The organism is Geobacter hydrogenophilus (assembly GCF_018501225.1).
Classification (GTDB): domain Bacteria; phylum Desulfobacterota; class Desulfuromonadia; order Geobacterales; family Geobacteraceae; genus Geobacter; species Geobacter hydrogenophilus.
The window spans coordinates 1-17182 of the sequence record NZ_JAHCZI010000009.1 but is presented as its reverse complement, the minus strand read 5'-3'; the positions used below and the strand labels follow the sequence as shown (position 1 = coordinate 17182).

Sequence of the window (17182 nt, the reverse complement as noted above, 5' to 3'; positions counted from 1 at the left end):
ACCCTCTTTTCAGACTATCTTACCCAGGCTGGCGGGCCGCACTTTTCCATCCGCCGGTAGCAACACACCAATTTTCCATTATAATGAAAGACAACACACTCACACGGGAGCCCCCATGCCCCTGCACGCCTTTGTCATCATGCCCTACGGCACCAAGGAAGGGATCGACTTCGACGCCGTCTACGCCGACCTCATCAGGCCGTCCCTGGAGAGCGAACGGTTCCAGGTCTACCGGGCCGACGACGAGATCATCGCCGGCAACATCCGCACCGACATGTTCCAGGAACTGCTCCTGGCCGATCTCGTTGTGGCCGACCTTTCCATCGATAACGCCAACGTCTGGTATGAGCTGGGGGTCCGCCACGCCCTCCGTGCCCGGGGGGTGGTTCAGATATGCGCCACGACCCGTGAGCGGATGCCTTTCGACGTTTACTCCGACCGCAACCTCCGCTACCGGCTCGCCGGGGGACGCCCCGATCCTGCCTCCCTGGAAAAGGACCGGCAGGGTCTTGCCGCCATGGCCCGCGAAACCATCGCCTCCTGGCACGGCAAAAAGATCAGCCCCGTGTTCCATCATCTTGAATTTCTGCAGGAACCCGACTGGAAGGAGCTGAAGGTAGGAGAGGCCCTGGAGTTCTGGGACAAGTACGACGACTGGGCCGACCGGGTGGAGGTAGCCCGCAAGAAGGACCGTCCCGGCGATATCATCGTCCTGGCCGAGGAAGTGCCGGTGCAGGCCCTGGCGGTGGAGGCCTACCGCACCGCCGGCCGGGCGCTCCACCGGCTCGGAAGGACCGCATTCGCCCTCGAGCAGTTCGAGAAGGCCCTCGCCATCGACCCCGACGACCTGGAGACGCTCCAACAGAAAGGAGTGCTCCTGGGACGGGAGGGTTCCTTCGCCGAGAAGATCGTCTGGCTCCAGGACCTGGCTGAGCAGTTCCCCGACAACCCGGAGACCCTGGCGCTCCTGGGAAGGGTCCGGAAGGAGAACTGGATCTTCACTTGGCGCCGGACAGCAGCGACACCGGAGCAGAATGTGGCCGAGGCGGCATCCTGGGAAGAGCTCCTCCACGACGCCATCTCCCCCTACAAACGGGCCTTCCTCAAGGACCCGCGCCACCTCTTCGCGGGGATCAACGCCCTGACCCTCACCGTCCTGCGGCGGCATCTGACCGGAATCGGCGACGACAACAAAATCCGCACCCTGGAGGGGGCGGTCCGCTGGGCGATCCAGTCGGCTATCGCCCGGGAAACCCCCGAGCGGCGAGACTACTGGGCCCGGGCCGCCTGCGGCGACGTGGAAGTTCTCACCAGCGACACCCCGGTGGTGGTCAAGGCATACCGCAGCGCCACCATCGCCGCCGAAAACGACTGGTACGCCCTCGACTCCACCCGGCAGCACCTACAGGTGCTGCGCGATCTCCAGTTTCGCATTCCCCAGGTGGAGGCGGCCATGGCCGTCTTCGATCAGGCGCTCTCCGTGATCCCCGCGCCCTGGGAACCGCGACAGGTCTTTCTCTTCAGCGGCCACATGATCGATGCTCTCGACCGCACTGACCCCCGCTTCCCCCCGGACAAAGAACCAATCGCCGCTGCCGCCATCGCTGCCAAGCTGGACGAACTTGGCGCCGGCCCCAGCGACCTGGCCCTCTGCGGCGGGGCCTGCGGCGGCGACCTCCTCTTCGCCGAAGCATGCCTTGCCCGTGGGGTGCAGGTTAGGATGCGGATCACCTTCGACATCCCCGAGTTTCTCAACCAGTCCGTCACATTTGCCGGAGAAGGGTGGCGAGACCGTTTCTTCGCCGTAAAGAACAACCCCCTCACCACCCTCTTCATCATGCCCGACGAACTGGGGCCGTGCCCTGCCGACCTGAGCCCCTACGTCCGCACCAACCTCTGGCTCCTCTATACGGCCCTTGCCTGGGGTGAGGAGAGGGTCCATTTCATCTGCCTCTGGAACCGCAAGGGTGGTGATGGACCCGGAGGCACCGAGCACATGCACGACGAAGTCAACAAGCGGACCGGTCAGGTCCATGTCCTCGACACGAACAAACTTTTCGCTCAATAGGTGCCCCTTGAACCAGGAATCTCTCCATTATCCATGAAAACCATCCGCCTCTTCATATCCTCCACCTTCCGCGACATGCACGCGGAGCGGGACTGGCTGAACCGGGTCGTTTTCCCGGAGCTGCGGAGCCGCTGCCGACGCCGCGGGGCGGAATTCGTGGGGGTGGATCTCCGCTGGGGGGTGACGGAGGAGGAGGCCCGGCAGCGGGGCGCCCTGACGGTCTGCCTCGATGAGATCGGACGCTGTGACCTCTTCCTGGGGCTCCTGGGTGAGCGGTACGGCTGGGTACCGCCTCCGGAGGAGGTGCCGGCGGAGCTCTTTGCTGCGGTGCGGGACGGCGGGCAGTTGAGCGAGGAGGAGATCGACCTTGTGGACGCCTGCTACCAGTGGGACCGGACCACGCTGCCGGCCCGTTTCCGGCTCCGGCGGGACGCGGCAATCTCCCCGGAAACGGCCGACACCCTCACCCGCCTCTGGCAGCGGGCCGGACTCCCCGGCGCCGGGGAGTCGGTAACGGCCCTCGAGATGAGGCACGGCGCACTCAGCCGCAGCCTCGCTCAGGGTAAAGCCCTCATCTTCCTCCGCTCCGAGGGAATCCATCGCCACCCCGCATTCCCCCCGGCCTGCATCCCGATCTTTGCGGAGGCCGACACCGAGGCGCGGCAGCGGCTGTCCCTACTGCGGGAGGAACTTCGCGCCGCAGCCGGACCAAACCTGATCGTGCGGCAGTACCGGGCCGGATTCGGCGGATTCAGGATCGACCCCCTCTTCCTGCCGACAGCAGAGGGTGGCAGCGCACTGCAGGACGGCGTCATCCAGCCGGAGGAGTGGGGCACAATCAGCGAGAAAGCCCGCCAGGCGGTTGCAGCCCACGGCACCATTGCCCTTACGGGGATGGAGGAATTCGGGACCCGGGTCCTCAACGATCTCTGGTGGGCCATTGAGCCGCTCCTGAAAAACGGGAAGCGCCCGGAGATCACGGGACAGTCGTGGCACGAGCGGTTCGCCCGGGAGCGGGCTGCCCGCTGCCTGGGCCGAGACGACGAGATAGCCTTGGTCATGGGGTACATCCAGGACCAGGGCGACCAATTGCCATATATACTTACCGGCTTACCCGGTTGCGGCAAGTCGACAATTATGGCAGCTTGCGTCGAGCGATTGCGGGAAAAATCCCCCGACATGGTCGTGATCCCCTGGTTTGTGGGTGCGGCCCCCGGATCCACGGAGGTTACCGCCATGCTCCGCTCCCTCTGCGAGCAGCTCCGCCGCGCCTGCCGCCTGGATCTGGAACCATCCCCCGACCCCGCCAAACTGCGGCTCCAGCTCCCCGCCTTCCTGGCCGCCGCCGGGGCGGTGCGGCCGGTGACGCTTTTCATCGACGCCCTCAACCAACTGGACCCCTTGGGGGGGAGCCACGAACTGGACTGGTTTCCCCGAACCCTGGCGCCGGCGGTAAAGGTGGTGGCCAGCGCCCTTGGCGGCCCCTGCCTCGACCAGCTGGCGGAGCACCTTCCGGCCGATCACCTCGTCATCCTCCCCCCGCTGCCGGACGATTCCCGCATCATTCTCGCGGAAGAGCACCTGGCCCGGCGGGGCAAGAGGCTCTCGCCTCCCCAGCAGACCCTGCTCCTTGACACCGTGGCCCGGCCAGACGCAGCCCTCCCCCTCTACCTCGTGGCGGCCCTGGAGGAACTCTGCTGCCACGGCGACTTCGAGACCCTTACGGAGCGGATCGCGGCCCTGCCGCCAACGGTGACGGAGCTCTTCGACCAGATCCTCGAACGGCTCGAGCGGGACCACGGCGCCGACCTGGCTGCCGCGGCTCTCTCTGCCGTGGCCGTTTCCCGGGACGGGCTTCTGGAACCGGAAATCATCGACCTTCTCCGGGAGGGGGGCGAGGCCACGGCTCCACTCCCCTGGACCCGCTTCTACCGCGCCCTGGAGCCCTTTCTCCGCCCATCCGGCGAGGAGGGGGGCGGAGGGCTCATCGGCTTCTTCCACGACCAGCTCCGCTTTGCCGCCTTCCGCCGCTACCTGGCCATGGCTACCCCGGACTCGCCGCCGAGCAGACACTTTCAGCAGGCCCACGAACGGCTGGCCGGCTACTTTCGGGCAGGGGCCCGGAAAAACGGTGCCGACGGCTCGTGGAACACGGAACACCCCCGTCCCCTGGCCGAGCTCCCCTTCCACCTTGCCGGCGCCGGCGCAACGACAGAGTTGCGGTCACTTCTCCTGGATTTCACCTGGCTCCACGCCAAGTTCCAGGCCCTCGACGTGGCCGCGCTCCTGGCGGATCTGAGCCTTCTCCCCACCGACCCGGCCATCGCCCACCTGGCCCATGCCCTGCGGCTTTCGACAAGCGTCATGGCAGTGGATAAGTCACAGTTTGCCAGCCAACTGACGGGCCGACTCATCTCGCGGCAGGAACCGGAACTCCAGGCGTTGATCGCCCATGCCGGTCCCCAGCGGGGCGATGGATGGCTGAAGCCGGCAACCCCTTCCCTCTACCAGGCCGGAGGGGCCGTCGAGCGGGTCCTCGGCACCCACACCCATCCGGTGCGGAGTGTCGCCATCACACCCGACGGCAGGCGGGCCGTCTCTGCTGCCGACGACGGGACGCTGCGGGTCTGGGACCTGGCGAGCGGCGCAGAACTGATGGTTCTCAAGGGGCATGAGTCCGAGGTGTTGGCCGTGGCGGTCTTTCCGGACGGCAGGCGGATCGCCTCCGGCTCGCGGGACGCCACCGTCCGGCTCTGGGATTCGGAAACCGGCGAATGCCTCCTGATCCTGCGGGGGCACACCATGCCGGTCAGCTCCCTGGCCGTGGCGCCCGACGGCAGCTGGCTCGCCTCGGGTTCCTGGGACAACGCGGTGCGGCTCTGGGACCCGGAAACCGGCCAGGAGCGCGGAATCATCTGGGGACATACTTACGGGGTAAACGCCCTGGCCGTCGCCCCCGATGGCCAGACCCTCCTCTCGGCCTCCTTCGACCGGACCATCAAGGCCTGGAACCCCGCAAACGGTGAGCTTCGCCGCGCCTTCGAGGGGCACAGCCGGCAGGTGCTGGCCGTGGCAGTAACCCCTGATGGCCGTCAGTTCGTCTCCGGCTCGGAGGATTGCACCCTGAAGCGGTGGGATTTGGAGGAAGGGACCGAGCTCTGGACCTACTACGGTCATACCGACGGGGTCAGTTCCGTCGCGGTCTCCCCGGACGGGCGGGAAATCGTCTCCGGCTCCTGGGATTTCACCCTGAGACGCTGGGACATGGACCAACCCAAGGCCCGGGAAATCCTGAGAGGCCACACCTTCAAGGTGAGCGCCGCGGCCATAACGCCCGACGGCGCCACCGCCGTTTCCGCCGCCCAAGATACCACCCTCAAGGTCTGGAATCTGGCCGGCGCCACTGCCTCGCCGCCCCTCACCGGCCACGGCGCCACGGTCACTACCGCTGCATTCACCCCTTCCGGCAACCGGTTCGTCACCGCCTCCTGGGATCGAAAAGTCAAGGTCTGGGGAGCCGCCACCGGCACCGAGATATTTTGTCTCACCGGCCACGAAACCTGGGTACGCGACGTGGTCATCACCCCTGACGGCCGTCGGGCCGTCACCGCCTCCCACGACCGCACCGTGCGGGTCTGGGATCTGGAGGAGCGGCGGGAACTCTGGGTTTTCCGGGGCCACGACGCGGAAGTCTGGTCGGTGGTGGTCACCCCCGACGGCCGGCGCGCCTTCTCCGCCGGCCAGGACTCCACCCTGCGGGAGTGGGATCTGGAAACCTTCCAGCCCCTCGGCGTCACGGGCCTCCCCTCCCCGGCGCGGGTTACCGATGTCTCCCCCGACGGCACGCTCCTGGCCCTGGTGGCCCACTTCCCCACCTTCATCATCCGCGATCTCCGCACCGGGAGCCTCCGCCCCTACCCTCCCCTGCACCGGGACCAGGTGAACGACTGCGTCTTCCTCCCCGACGGCCTCCGGGTCCTCACCGCCTCCAGCGACCGAACATTGAAACTCTGGCACCTGGCCACCGGCCAGGTCATGTACACCCTCCGGGGGCACAGCCGGGAAATATGGAGCGTCGCCATCACCCCCGACGGCCGCCGGGCCGTCTCCGCCTCCGACGATCGAAGCCTTATCCTCTGGGATCTGGAGACCCTGAAGCCCCTTGCCACCTTCACCGGCGACGGGGCGCTGGTACCAGCCGCCATCGCGCCTGACGGAAAGACCGTCGTCACCGGCGACGAGGCCGGGGCGGTGCATCTGCTGCGGGTGGAGGGAGGGAGGTAATTGAATAAATGGGGGGTATCTGTGGGGAGTGCTTCATCAAGATGACTGGCAACTACGGCAATCCGATGCCGGTGCCAGGGTGAAGTAAAAGGTGGAACCCTGGCCGACGGCTCCTTCGGCCCATACCTCGCCCCCGTGCCGCTGGATGATGTTCTTCACAATAGCCAGCCCGACGCCTGTCCCCTCGAACTCATCCTGCCCGTGTAACCGCTCGAATACATCAAACAGCTTATGGGCATATTCCATGTCAAAGCCGGCACCGTTGTCCCGGACGAAATAGACCGGCGTCGGTCCGTCCAGCAACACGTTGACCTCAACATGTGCCGGATCACAGTAGCGGGAATACTTCAGCGCGTTTTCCAGCAGGTTGAAGAGGACTTGATGCAAGAGGGCCGGGTCAGCCTCACATTGAGGGAGATCACCGATCGTTACATGGATCCGGCGGTTTTCCTGCCCGTTGAGGAGGTCATCCAGAATCGCACGTGCCAGGTTCGTGATCTGAACCGTGCGCTTTTGCAGTGGAGCGAGGCTGTAGCGGGAGAAGGCCAGAATGTCGTCGATGAGGGAGGCCATCCGATGGACGTTGTGGGATATTCGCTGAAGGTACAGGAGCATCCTGGGAGGGAGTTGCTCGTCAAAATCCTCAATGAGAACGCGGGAAAACCCCTCGATGGCGCAGAGCGGTGCCCGCAGGTCATGGGAAATGGAATAGGAGAACGATTCCATGTGTTTCAGGGCCGATGCAAGCTCGGCAGTGCGCTCTTGAACCCGCTGCTCCAGTTCCAGGTTCAGGCGGGATATCTCCGCCTCTCTCTGCTTCTGTTCACTGATGTCGGCAACGACACCGCAGGTGCCGACGGGGCTCCCCTTCCTGAAGAGAGGAGCGGTGCAGACAATTGCCGGGAACGTGCTTCCGTCCTTGCGGCGGACCGTGTACTGGGTGGCCGTTCCGGGAGTGTGAACTCCGGCAAGGAGGCCGGCTCGGTTATGGTTGACCCGATCCTGATCGTGGGGAGCAACTGCTTTCAGGATATTTATCCCTTGGGCGAAATCTTCCTCGGTAAACCCGAAGGCCGTGAATGCCTTGCGGTTGGCGAAGGTGATGCGTCCATCCAGATCTGCCTCATAGACCGGTTGCGGCAGGAGTTCAGCCAGTTGATAGAACCGGCGCTCACCCTCCCGCAGCATGCTCCGGACCCGTTCTATCTTCCGCGTGAGATGATGCACGAGAACCGCCACCAGGCCGGCAGACAACAGAATAAAGAGCCCCTGCTGCACCATCCCCGCTCCGGATCCCATCCATGCGGCGTTGACAAGCATCCAGACGGCACCGAATGAGAGGTAGATGGCGACTACTTTCGCAACACCCCATCTCTTGGCGTCTGAATCGAATCGGTCTCTAGCGGGGAGTGTGTCCTCGCGGCGGTCCTGCATCATTCCTCCTGGGAGCGTCGGCTCCGGATGTGTGACGGTAATCAAAAAAAGAAGATATTATTTCATGGACTTACAATTATTACAATCCTCAAATCATATACCGCAAGTCTGCAGGTGCAGACTGTTGGAACGGAGTGCCTGCTCGTGAAGAATAACGCCGGACAGCAGAAAGGGCACCCCGTGGGGTGCCCTTCCGTTGCAAACCAGGATATGGCGTCGCCTTATCAGTTCGGCACTGACGGCAGTTCCAGACCGGCCATCTTCTGGACCATGCGGACCACCTGGCAGCTGTAGCCGAATTCGTTGTCGTACCAGACGTAGAGGACGCAGCGCTTCCCCTGGGAGATGGTCGCCAGGGAATCGACCACGCCGGCATGGCGCGAGCCGACGAAATCGCTGGAAACGACCTCGGACGAATTGGTGTAGTCGATCTGGTTCTGGAGCGCTGAATCCAGGGAGATTTTACGCAGGTAGCCGTTGATCTCCGCAACGCTTGCCTCCTGTGCCAGTTCCAGGTTGAGGATGGCCAGGGAGACGTTGGGGGTCGGCACCCGGATGGCGTTGCCGGTCAGCTTGCCGGTCAGTTCGGGGAGCGCCTTGGCCACGGCCTTGGCGGCGCCGGTCTCGGTGATGACCATGTTGAGGGGAGCGCTCCGGCCCCGGCGGGACGCCTTGTGGTAGTTGTCGATCAGGTTCTGGTCGTTGGTGTAGGAGTGGCAGGTCTCCACGTGGCCGCTGACGATGCCGAACCGGTCGTTGACCGCCTTGAGCACCGGCACGATGGCGTTGGTGGTGCAGCTGGCCGCGGAGAAGAGATTCTCTTCCGGGGTGATCAGCTCATTGTTCACGCCGGCCACGATGTTGGGGATATCCCCCTTGCCCGGGGCGGTGAGGACCACCTTGGCGATCCCCGGGGCCTTCAGGTGCCGGCCAAGTCCGTCACGGTCGCGCCACTTGCCGGTGTTGTCGATGAGAATGGCGTTGTGGATGCCGTACTGGGTGTAGTCGACGCTTTCGGGGGAGTCGGCGTAGATGATCCGGATCATGTTGCCGTTGGCGATGATGGCGTTCTCTTCCTCGTCAAAGGTGATGATGCCGTTGAAATGGCCGTGAACCGAGTCGCGGCGAAGGAGGCTCGCCCGCTTGGCCAAGTCGTCGGCCCCTCCCTTGCGGACCACGGCGGCCCTGATCCGCAGCTTCTCGCCGCTTCCCGCCTTCTCCACGAGGATCCGGGCAAGGAGGCGGCCGATGCGGCCGAAACCGTAGAGGACGATGTCACGGGGCTCGCTCAGGATGGGGCTGCGACCGGTATTGACCGATGCCAGCTCCCGGCGCACGAAGTCGTCAACGCCGATCCCGCCCCCCTCGGCCTTGTAGCGGGCGGTCAGCTTGCCGATGTCGACCCGGGCCGGGGCCAGGTCAAGCCGTGCCATTGCCTCCACAATGGGAAAGGTGTCGAGCACGGAAAGCTCGTCATCGAGAATCAGCCGGGCGAACCGGTGGGACTTGAGGATGTCGATGGTGGTGCTGTTGACGAGGGTGCGGCCGTAGACCGTGGTCACGACGTTATGCTCGCGGTAGAGCCTGCCGATCAGGGGGAGCATGCGTTCGGCACACTCCTCCAGGTGTTGCCATTCCTTGAGGTAGGTCACCTGCATCTGGTTGTTCATATAACAACTCCTTCCGGGTGGATTTCCATAGGATGTTCAGGGGCGCCCTAGTATTACAAAATTTAGGCACAGTGAACAACATATAATTCCCATGCTCGTGACAGCCTGGCGGACAGACGCTGACATGACCAAATTTCTACATCAACGCCTGCCCCCGACACCAGCAGTAGACCATGGGCATGTTAATTTTAGTTAAAGTAAATACAGAAGGAGAGATTGATCATACATGAGACTTGAAGAAGGAAAGCGTGGCCGGAAGAAGGAACGTGGAGCCCCGGCCGGGACTCCACGTCGGTTGCTCACTGAGAATCCTGATTATACTGCCGGTAACCGTCCGAGAGGGTTTTCATGAACGCGACGATGGCGTCCTCTTCCATGTCGCTCAGGCCGAGATTTCCCAATTCGGTCTTGTTGACGTTGTCGGAGACTTCCGGAGCCGGCCAGCAGGTCATTTTCTCCCCAGGATCACCCGGGTTGCAGGTGGGAAACTTGTCCCTGGTATTGTAGAAGTGGACAATCTCCTTCAGGCTCTTGAAGTAGCCGTTATGCCCGTAGTCCTTGACAAACATCGGATAGGGGCGCTTGTCCACGTTCCTGAGGGTCGGCACCTTGTGCTTGCCGAAGTTCTTGTCGGCATACATGGCAAAATCCATGCGGGTAGAGAGGAACCCCTTCAGCCCCGGATCAATCCAGTTCGGGCCGCCTTCAGGCTGGCCGTAGAACGGGTTCTCGGGATTTTTCGGAACTCCCAGGTTATCGAACGTGTAATCCGTGAAGAGAGGATATCCCTTCCCGCAAGAAATCCTGTCACGGTCAACAGGGTCGGGGCATCGTGAAGAGACGCAGTCATTGCCGCCGGCACATTTCTGTTCCACGGTGCTTATATGGCAATTGGCGCACTTTCCCTTGCCATTAAAAAGCCTGAGCCCCCATTTTTCCTTGTCCGACAGGTCGGCCTTCCCATTCAAGTGGGCGTCATACTTGGACGAGAAGGCGTTCACTTCCTTGGAGTCCTCATAGGCGGCAATGGAGTACGCAACGTCGTTGTAGGCCACATCAACCTTCGCCCTGGTCATGGCATCCAGGCTGAACGGCCCTTGGGACGGATTTGAACAGGCGCTTTCGAAATCGATGGTGGTTGGCCAGTCAATATCGCACGCACCGGGCCAGACCTGCTGGAAAAGCATGCCGTAGTCCGAATTGCACACCCGGTACACCACGCATGCGGCATCCGGAAGGGCCTGCTCCTTCGGGTTCAGAAACGGTCCCTGGGCCTGGTCGGCGGCCGGGTTCCCCAGTTTCGCGCCGGTGGCCCTGCCGTCCCAGAAGTTTCCGCCCGCAAACGCCGCATCGGAAACGTTCACCAGCCGGAAGAAGGGGCTCGTTGTGGCATAGGCCGAGCTGGGCGGCTTGCGGTTACCGAACTGCCCCATGACCGACCCCTCATAAACCGCGCCATGCTTATTGATCTCCTGGTCAGGACCGGTCCAGCCGACCTCCGGGGCGTGGCACGCGGCACACGCCTGGTTCTTGTTAACGGAAAGCCTCTGGTCGAAGAATATCTTCTTCCCCACCGCTTCCTTGCACGTCAATTCCGATGTCCCCGCCGCCGCTCCTCCGGCGGTGAGAAGCAGCGTCGCTGCCGTAGCCAATAGTCTCTTTGTGACCATCCCTGGTCCTCCTTTGAGTTAGAATTTTTACCGTCGACGGTGCACCCGACACCGCAGAGACAGGCCAACGCACATTCCGGTGCGGTTGTTTCACCTCCTCCCCGCAGAAGCGATCGGCAAAAGTCAGCCGCAATCCACAACAGTCGCCATTTCCGTCGACGCCGGGCCGGAAGGGGAATCATCAGATTCCTTCTTGCCGAAGGGTCCGGCTCAACGAATCAAATCTTAACAACAACCAATACTACCGTGCGATGTCGGGGTGTCAACGGAGAAGCGCCATTGAAATAACGTCCTCATTTCAGCCCGTTTCCTTGAAGAGTCGCCAGACAGTCCTATACTGAACAATGCGACCGGATAAGACGGGATGCGAGCCTGGAATGCTTATTTTCGAGCAAACTCTCTATGATTTCTTGTGAGGTATTGTATGGCTGAACCACCCTATGGCGTCATCTGGAACCGCATGAAAGCAGGGAAGGTCGTCCCGTTTCTGGGAGCGGGAGCCTCCATGGCGGGGCGTTCCGCGGACACCCCCTGGGACCCCCGGAACCCCGCATTCCTTCCCAGCGGGCGGGAGTTGTCGAATTTCCTCGCCACCGAAACCATGTTCCCCTCCGAGTATCCGGGAGACCGGGATGACCTGGCCAAGGTAACGTCCTACTACGCCGATGTTTCGGGGCGCCGCCTTCTCCGGGAACGCCTGCGCGAAGTCCTCAACCACGCCTATCAGCCCGGAGAGCTCCACACGTTCCTGGCCTCCGTTCCGGCCCATCAGGTCATCGTGGCAACCAATTACGACACCCTCCTTGAGCAGGCCTTCCAGAAGGCCGGCAAACCTTACGACCTGGTGATCTATCCCGCCGACCGCAAAGACATCGCCAATGCCGTTCTCTGGTGGCCCCACGGCAAAACCGAGCCGCTCATCAAGGCACCCAACGACCTGGACCTGGATCTCGCAAAGACGACCGTCATCTACAAGATGCACGGCACCCTGGAGCCTGATACCGACAAGTGGGACAACTTCGTGATAACGGAGGAGGATTACGTGGAATTTCTCTCCCGGATGACGGCGAATACGGCTATCCCCGCCATCTTCTACGATCATTTTCGGGAGAGGAGCTTCCTCTTCCTCGGTTACAGCCTCAGTGACTGGAACCTGAGAGTCATCCTGAAAAACCTGAGCAAATGCTTTTCGCCCAGGCGCATAGGCGATGAGGACGAGGAGACGCTCCCCTCGTGGGCGATACAGTTCAAGCCGTCGGAACTGGCCCGCAAGCTCTGGGAGAAGCGAAACGTCAGCATCTTCGACCTCACCCTGGATGAGTTCACCCTGAAGATGAAACAGCAGGGAGGGTAGCATGACACTGCCGGATTCATTCTGCCCCTATGTGGGGCTTCAGCCCTACACGGAAGAGGAACGGGACTTCTTTTTCGGCCGTGAGCGGGACCAGCGCGTGATCGCCTCAAACCTCTACGCTTCGGCCATGACCGTCCTCTATGGTGCCAGCGGCGTCGGCAAGAGCTCGGTCCTCATGGCCGGGGTCGTACCCCTGCTCCGGGCAAAGCCCCGGACTGCCGTGGTCGTGTTCCGCGACTGGCAGCGACCCGACTTCCTGACCGCCCTCAAGGGCGAGTGCCTGAAGAGCGTTGCGCTGGCAACCGGGAAGACCGTGAAGACAAACGTGGATATCCCCCTGGACGAGCTTCTTTTCAGCGCCGGCAATGAGTCCGGCGTCACCATTCTCATCCTCCTCGACCAGTTCGAGGAGTACTTCCTCTACCACCCCGAATCGGACGCGTCTAACCCCTTTGACGGCGAATTTGCCCGGGCGGTGAATCGCGACGATATCGACGCCAACTTTCTCCTGGCCCTGCGGGAGGACGGGCTGTCGCGACTTGACCGCTTCCGGGCGCGCATACCGAACCTCATGGGAAATCTCCTGCGCCTGCGGCATCTGGACGCAGCCGCCGCGGAGGATGCCATACGCAAACCGCTCGCGGCCTATAACGATCGTCAGGACAAACCAGAATCGGCCATGACCATCGAGGATGAGCTGGTCAGCACCATCATCGACCAGGTTCGGTCGGGCTCCGTATCCCTCGCCCCAGCGGCGGGAGCCGGCCAGCCCCAAGATGCGGAGGACGACACCCGGATCGAGACCCCCTTTTTGCAGCTTGTCCTTACGCGCCTGTGGGAGGAAGAACTGGGCGCCAACTCGCGCACCCTCCGGTTGGCGACACTCCAGAGGCTGGGGGGCGCCCAGGAGATCGTGCGGACCCATCTGGATGCGGTGATGGCAAAGCTCGAGCCCCGGGAGCAGACCCTGTGCGCCGGCTTTTTCGACCGGTTGGTAACCCCTTCGGGCACAAAGGTCGCCTGCCGCCTCGATGACCTGGGCAAATGGGCCGGCGACCTGGCGGACCAGGTCATCCCGGTGGTAACCCTCCTCTCGGAAAGCCGGATTCTCCGCACCATCGCCCCGCCCGCGGGCCAGGCAGCAACGCCGCCCAGTTACGAGATATTTCACGACGTTCTCGCCCCGGCGGTTCTGGACTGGCGCCGGCGGTTCGTGGAGCAGCAGGCCGTGGAAGAAATCCGGAGAGAGGAGCAGAAAAAACACGACCAGGAGCGGGCAGAGAGAAAGCGGGAGCTGGAGCTTCAACAGTCGAAGGTAAAGTCGAGGCAGATGCGCATCGTTGCCACAGCGGCCCTGTGCGTCATGGCCCTCCTTGCCGGTCTGACCTTCTATGCCTTCCAGCAGCGGACAGAAGCAGGCCGGTCCCGGGACATGGCAGTCAGTTCACAGAGACTGGCAGAACACCGGCTCCATAGAATCAAGGATAGCATTGCCTTGATAAAAGCTGCCCTTTCCGATGAACCGTTCAGGAATCTTGACCGACTGTCCGCGTCAACCCCTGAACTCTTCAACAGAAAGATCAAGTTCAAGGTCACGTACAAAAGCCTTGGGTTCAAAAACCCCGACGGCCGTGATGTGTACAACTTCAAGCTCTTTCCTGATCCTGCGTCGATCCCTGGGGGGAAAAAGTCGATTTCCTCCATCACCTATCGCATGGCGCATCCCACCTTCACTGTTCAACTGGTGGCGACCGGACCCGATGACAATTTCACCGTCGCCTACGACGGCTGGGGAACCATCAATGTCATCGCACTCATAGAATACTCCGACCCGGAAGAGGCTCCGACACTTGCCATAATCGATATGAGGAAGGTGATGATGCCGGAATGAAATGCCTGGAGCCCTCTTGAACCGGACCATTTCGGCCCTATACTTACATTTATGAAGAGTATTTACAGCTCAAGGAGGACGCCATGGCCACGAAAGCAAATACCCAAAGAAACTGGACCATCATGGTCTATCTCGCCGGCGACAACAACCTGGACAGCGCCGGCGTTGTGGACCTGAAGGAGATGAAAACCGTTGGGACCACCGACAAGATCGCCGTCCTTGCCCAGTTCGACCGGGCCGGTGCGAAGCAGGCAACCGTCCGCTACTGCCTGAAACAGGGGACCCCCCTGGCCAAGGATGCGGTGCAGTCCCTGGGGGAGACCAACATGGGAGACCCGAAGGTGCTGGAGGATTTCGTCACCTGGGGGGTCGCCAACTACCCGGCCGACCACTACCTGCTGGTCCTCTGGAACCACGGCGCCGGGTGGGATGACGCCAACCTCTACCAGGGGGACGTCTTCAGCGGGGCCGCGCCCCCCGTATCCCGCAAGGCCCAGCCCGTGGCCACCCGCGGGGCCACCGCCGGCGCCAAGGCCCTTCCCCTGGCCCAGGCCCGGGCCGGCATCAGACGCACCCGCCGTGCCCTCTTCAGCACCACGGTGGAAGCCGCCATCAAGCAGCGGGGAATCGCCTTCGACGACCAGGCCCAGGACTTCCTCGACAACATCGAACTGAAGAAGGTGATGACCGCCATCAAGAAAAAGCTCAAGAAAAAGATCGACATCGTCGGCATGGACGCCTGCCTCATGAGCATGGCCGAGGTGGCCTACCAGATGCGCGACGTGGCCGACTACAGCGTCGGCTCCGAAGAGACCGAGCCCGGCGACGGGTGGCCCTACGACCGCATCCTCAAGGCCCTGGCAGCCAAGCCGGCCATGACTCCGGAAGAGCTCTCGAAAACCATCGTCGCCCAGTACCTGGCCTCCTACAAGACCAACGAAAACGTGACCCAGTCGGCCATGAAACTCCTGGCACTCAACCCCCTGGCCACGGCCATGGACGGCTTGGCAAAGGCGCTGACGGGAACCCTGGGCGACGCCGCCTCCCGCACAGCCCTCGTCAATGCCCGGTCACAGGTCCAGGAGTACAGCCGCCCCTACGACGACTACTGCGATCTCCTCGACCTCTGCGATCTGATCGGCAAAGGGGTAGCCAGCCCGGCGGCCAAAACCGCCTGCGCCAAGGTCAAGGATGCCGCCGCCGCTGCCATCGTCGCCGCCGGGTACAAGGGGACGGGCGTGGACAACTCCGGAGGGATCTCCATCTACTTCCCCAAACGGAAGCTCTCACCCCTCTACAAGACCCTGGACTTCACCAAGAAGACCGCCTGGGACGAGTTTCTGGTGGCGTATTTGGCGGGGCTGGGGAGGTAGAGGGGTTTCAGGGCCATCGACCTCCATTTGGCGTTCACCCAGGAGGAAGAACAATGAGCATACTCTGGTTTCTACTGATTGGAGTAGCTGCCGGCTGGTTGGCCGGCCAGATCATGAGAGGTGGTGGGTTCGGCCTCGCCGGAGACCTCATCGTCGGTGTCATAGGTGCACTCCTCGGTGGATTCCTGTTCGGTCTTCTCGGCCTCTCCGCCTACGGGATGCTGGGCCAGCTCGTCACCGCAACGGTAGGTGCTATCGTTTTGCTGTTCGTGCTCCGCCTGATCAAACGCTGACTGACCGGTTAGTCCGGCTGGGTCAGAAAGGTTTCGAACACTTGGGATTACCTCTCAACGGCACTTTGAAGCCTATAAACGCGGGGGCTGAAGGGGGTGCTGGTTAAGGTCATGAGAACGTTCGATGATTCAATCAATCGTTGCGTGTAGTGCATGAAATGAAGTTCGGGTGATGCGCTTAGCTGGATTAAGGAGGTAAACGCGATAGCTCCCATTGAATCAAGGGCGATTCCAGGGGTCGCGTCTCAGTTCGTGACAGTGTCCGGAATTGAGACGCGGCCCCTTTGTTTTGGTCGGTTTCTCCTTTGACATGAATATAGAGACGTCATATAGTGGCGATTGGAAAGCTTTTATGGATCAATTCACTTTTTCGGCAGCAGATGATAGGATGGCCAGGGCTGGTCAATAAGAGTTTCCTATATAGGTTGCCACCGCGGTTTCCTATATAAGAAGCAAGCATCCTATATCAGGTCTTTGAAAAACTATCAGTATTTACGACCACTTTGACACAGTTTCGTGCTATTATGTTGCGCATAACCAGCTGATATTCCAGGAGAATAAATATGCGCGGTTTTGAGCAACCATCTGATGCTTTGTTCGTTTATCTCTCGCCGGAATCCTTCGTTCCCAAAGACCATCCCCTTCGGCCGATTCGGCAGATGGTAGATGCGGCACTGGAAAACCTTTCGCCGGTGTTCAGTAAGATGTACTCCCATACTGGCCGGCCCTCGATTCCGCCGGAGCGCTTGCTCAAAGCCATGCTGCTTCAGGTGCTGTACTCGATTCCCAGTAACGTCAGGCTGGTTGAGCAGATTCACTTCAGCATCCTGTTTCGCTGGTTCCTTGGCCTGGGCCTGGATGAGCCGATTTGGGATAATTCCAGCTTCAGCACGAATCAGGAGCGGTTGATCGAGACCGATGTTGCCGCAAAGTTTCTGGCGGAAATCCTTGAGCAGGCCAAGCTCAACAAGCTGCTTTCCAAAGATCACTTCAGCGTTGACGGCACCCTGATCCAGGCGTGGGCCTCCCTCAAGAGCTTCAAACCCAAGGATGACGATCAAGAGTCACCGTGTCAATGGGAACGTAAAAGTGTACCAGTTACGGGAATTGAAAAGTGTACCACTCCCTGGGAGAGAACTTCTCAA

10 protein-coding genes are annotated in these 17182 nt (G+C 61.7%); 7 read left to right on the top strand and 3 right to left on the bottom strand.

The window, feature by feature from the left end; all coding sequences use genetic code 11:
- The first annotated feature begins 115 nt into the window (after positions 1-115).
- Entirely contained in the window at positions 116-2068 is a 1953-nt protein-coding gene (locus tag KI811_RS13435) for a TRAFs-binding domain-containing protein (RefSeq protein WP_214186993.1), read from the top strand.
- A gap of 33 nt (positions 2069-2101) precedes the next feature.
- A complete protein-coding gene (locus tag KI811_RS13430; protein WP_214186992.1) occupies positions 2102-6352 on the top strand; it encodes a DUF4062 domain-containing protein in 4251 nt (1416 codons plus the stop codon).
- Positions 6353-6388: 36 nt separating this feature from the next.
- Here KI811_RS13430 and KI811_RS13425 read toward each other — a convergent pair whose 3' ends face one another.
- The 3 genes from KI811_RS13425 to KI811_RS13415 form a co-directional block, all read right to left on the bottom strand.
- Entirely contained in the window at positions 6389-7786 is a 1398-nt protein-coding gene (locus KI811_RS13425; RefSeq protein ID WP_214186991.1) for a sensor histidine kinase, read from the bottom strand.
- A 224-nt stretch (positions 7787-8010) separates the two neighbouring features.
- Positions 8011-9456, bottom strand: a complete 1446-nt coding sequence (locus tag KI811_RS13420; RefSeq protein WP_214186990.1) for a glyceraldehyde-3-phosphate dehydrogenase — start codon at positions 9454-9456, stop codon at positions 8011-8013.
- A 299-nt stretch (positions 9457-9755) separates the two neighbouring features.
- Positions 9756-11126, bottom strand: a complete 1371-nt coding sequence (locus tag KI811_RS13415) for a cytochrome-c peroxidase (protein WP_214186989.1) — start codon at positions 11124-11126, stop codon at positions 9756-9758.
- A gap of 424 nt (positions 11127-11550) precedes the next feature.
- Between KI811_RS13415 and KI811_RS13410 the strand changes: the two genes are divergently transcribed.
- The 5 genes from KI811_RS13410 to KI811_RS13390 all read left to right on the top strand — a co-directional run.
- Complete coding sequence (locus KI811_RS13410; protein WP_214186988.1) at positions 11551-12480, top strand: SIR2 family NAD-dependent protein deacylase; 930 nt, start codon at positions 11551-11553, stop codon at positions 12478-12480.
- A 1-nt stretch (position 12481) separates the two neighbouring features.
- Positions 12482-14371: an nSTAND1 domain-containing NTPase gene (locus KI811_RS13405; protein ID WP_214186987.1), complete on the top strand. Its 1890-nt coding sequence runs from the start codon at positions 12482-12484 to the stop codon at positions 14369-14371.
- A gap of 83 nt (positions 14372-14454) precedes the next feature.
- Positions 14455-15744 (top strand): clostripain-related cysteine peptidase, encoded by a 1290-nt coding sequence (locus KI811_RS13400; RefSeq protein ID WP_214186986.1) that lies wholly within the window; start codon positions 14455-14457, stop codon positions 15742-15744.
- A 53-nt stretch (positions 15745-15797) separates the two neighbouring features.
- Entirely contained in the window at positions 15798-16037 is a 240-nt protein-coding gene (locus KI811_RS13395) for a GlsB/YeaQ/YmgE family stress response membrane protein (protein ID WP_214186985.1), read from the top strand.
- Between the two features lie 563 nt (positions 16038-16600).
- Positions 16601-17182: transposase (locus KI811_RS13390; protein ID WP_246551758.1), on the top strand; the 582-nt coding region annotated here is incomplete at its 3' end.

What these genes read in the sequence shown, in the direction of transcription:
- KI811_RS13435 (WP_214186993.1), top strand. Translation starts at nt 116, where the DNA reads ATGCCCCTGCACGCCTTTGTCATCATGCCCTACGGCACCAAGGAAGGG.
- KI811_RS13430 (WP_214186992.1), top strand. Translation starts at nt 2,102, where the DNA reads ATGAAAACCATCCGCCTCTTCATATCCTCCACCTTCCGCGACATGCAC.
- KI811_RS13425 (WP_214186991.1), bottom strand. Translation starts at nt 7,786, where the DNA reads ATGCAGGACCGCCGCGAGGACACACTCCCCGCTAGAGACCGATTCGAT.
- KI811_RS13420 (WP_214186990.1), bottom strand. Translation starts at nt 9,456, where the DNA reads ATGAACAACCAGATGCAGGTGACCTACCTCAAGGAATGGCAACACCTG.
- KI811_RS13415 (WP_214186989.1), bottom strand. Translation starts at nt 11,126, where the DNA reads ATGGTCACAAAGAGACTATTGGCTACGGCAGCGACGCTGCTTCTCACC.
- KI811_RS13410 (WP_214186988.1), top strand. Translation starts at nt 11,551, where the DNA reads ATGGCTGAACCACCCTATGGCGTCATCTGGAACCGCATGAAAGCAGGG.
- KI811_RS13405 (WP_214186987.1), top strand. Translation starts at nt 12,482, where the DNA reads ATGACACTGCCGGATTCATTCTGCCCCTATGTGGGGCTTCAGCCCTAC.
- KI811_RS13400 (WP_214186986.1), top strand. Translation starts at nt 14,455, where the DNA reads ATGGCCACGAAAGCAAATACCCAAAGAAACTGGACCATCATGGTCTAT.
- KI811_RS13395 (WP_214186985.1), top strand. Translation starts at nt 15,798, where the DNA reads ATGAGCATACTCTGGTTTCTACTGATTGGAGTAGCTGCCGGCTGGTTG.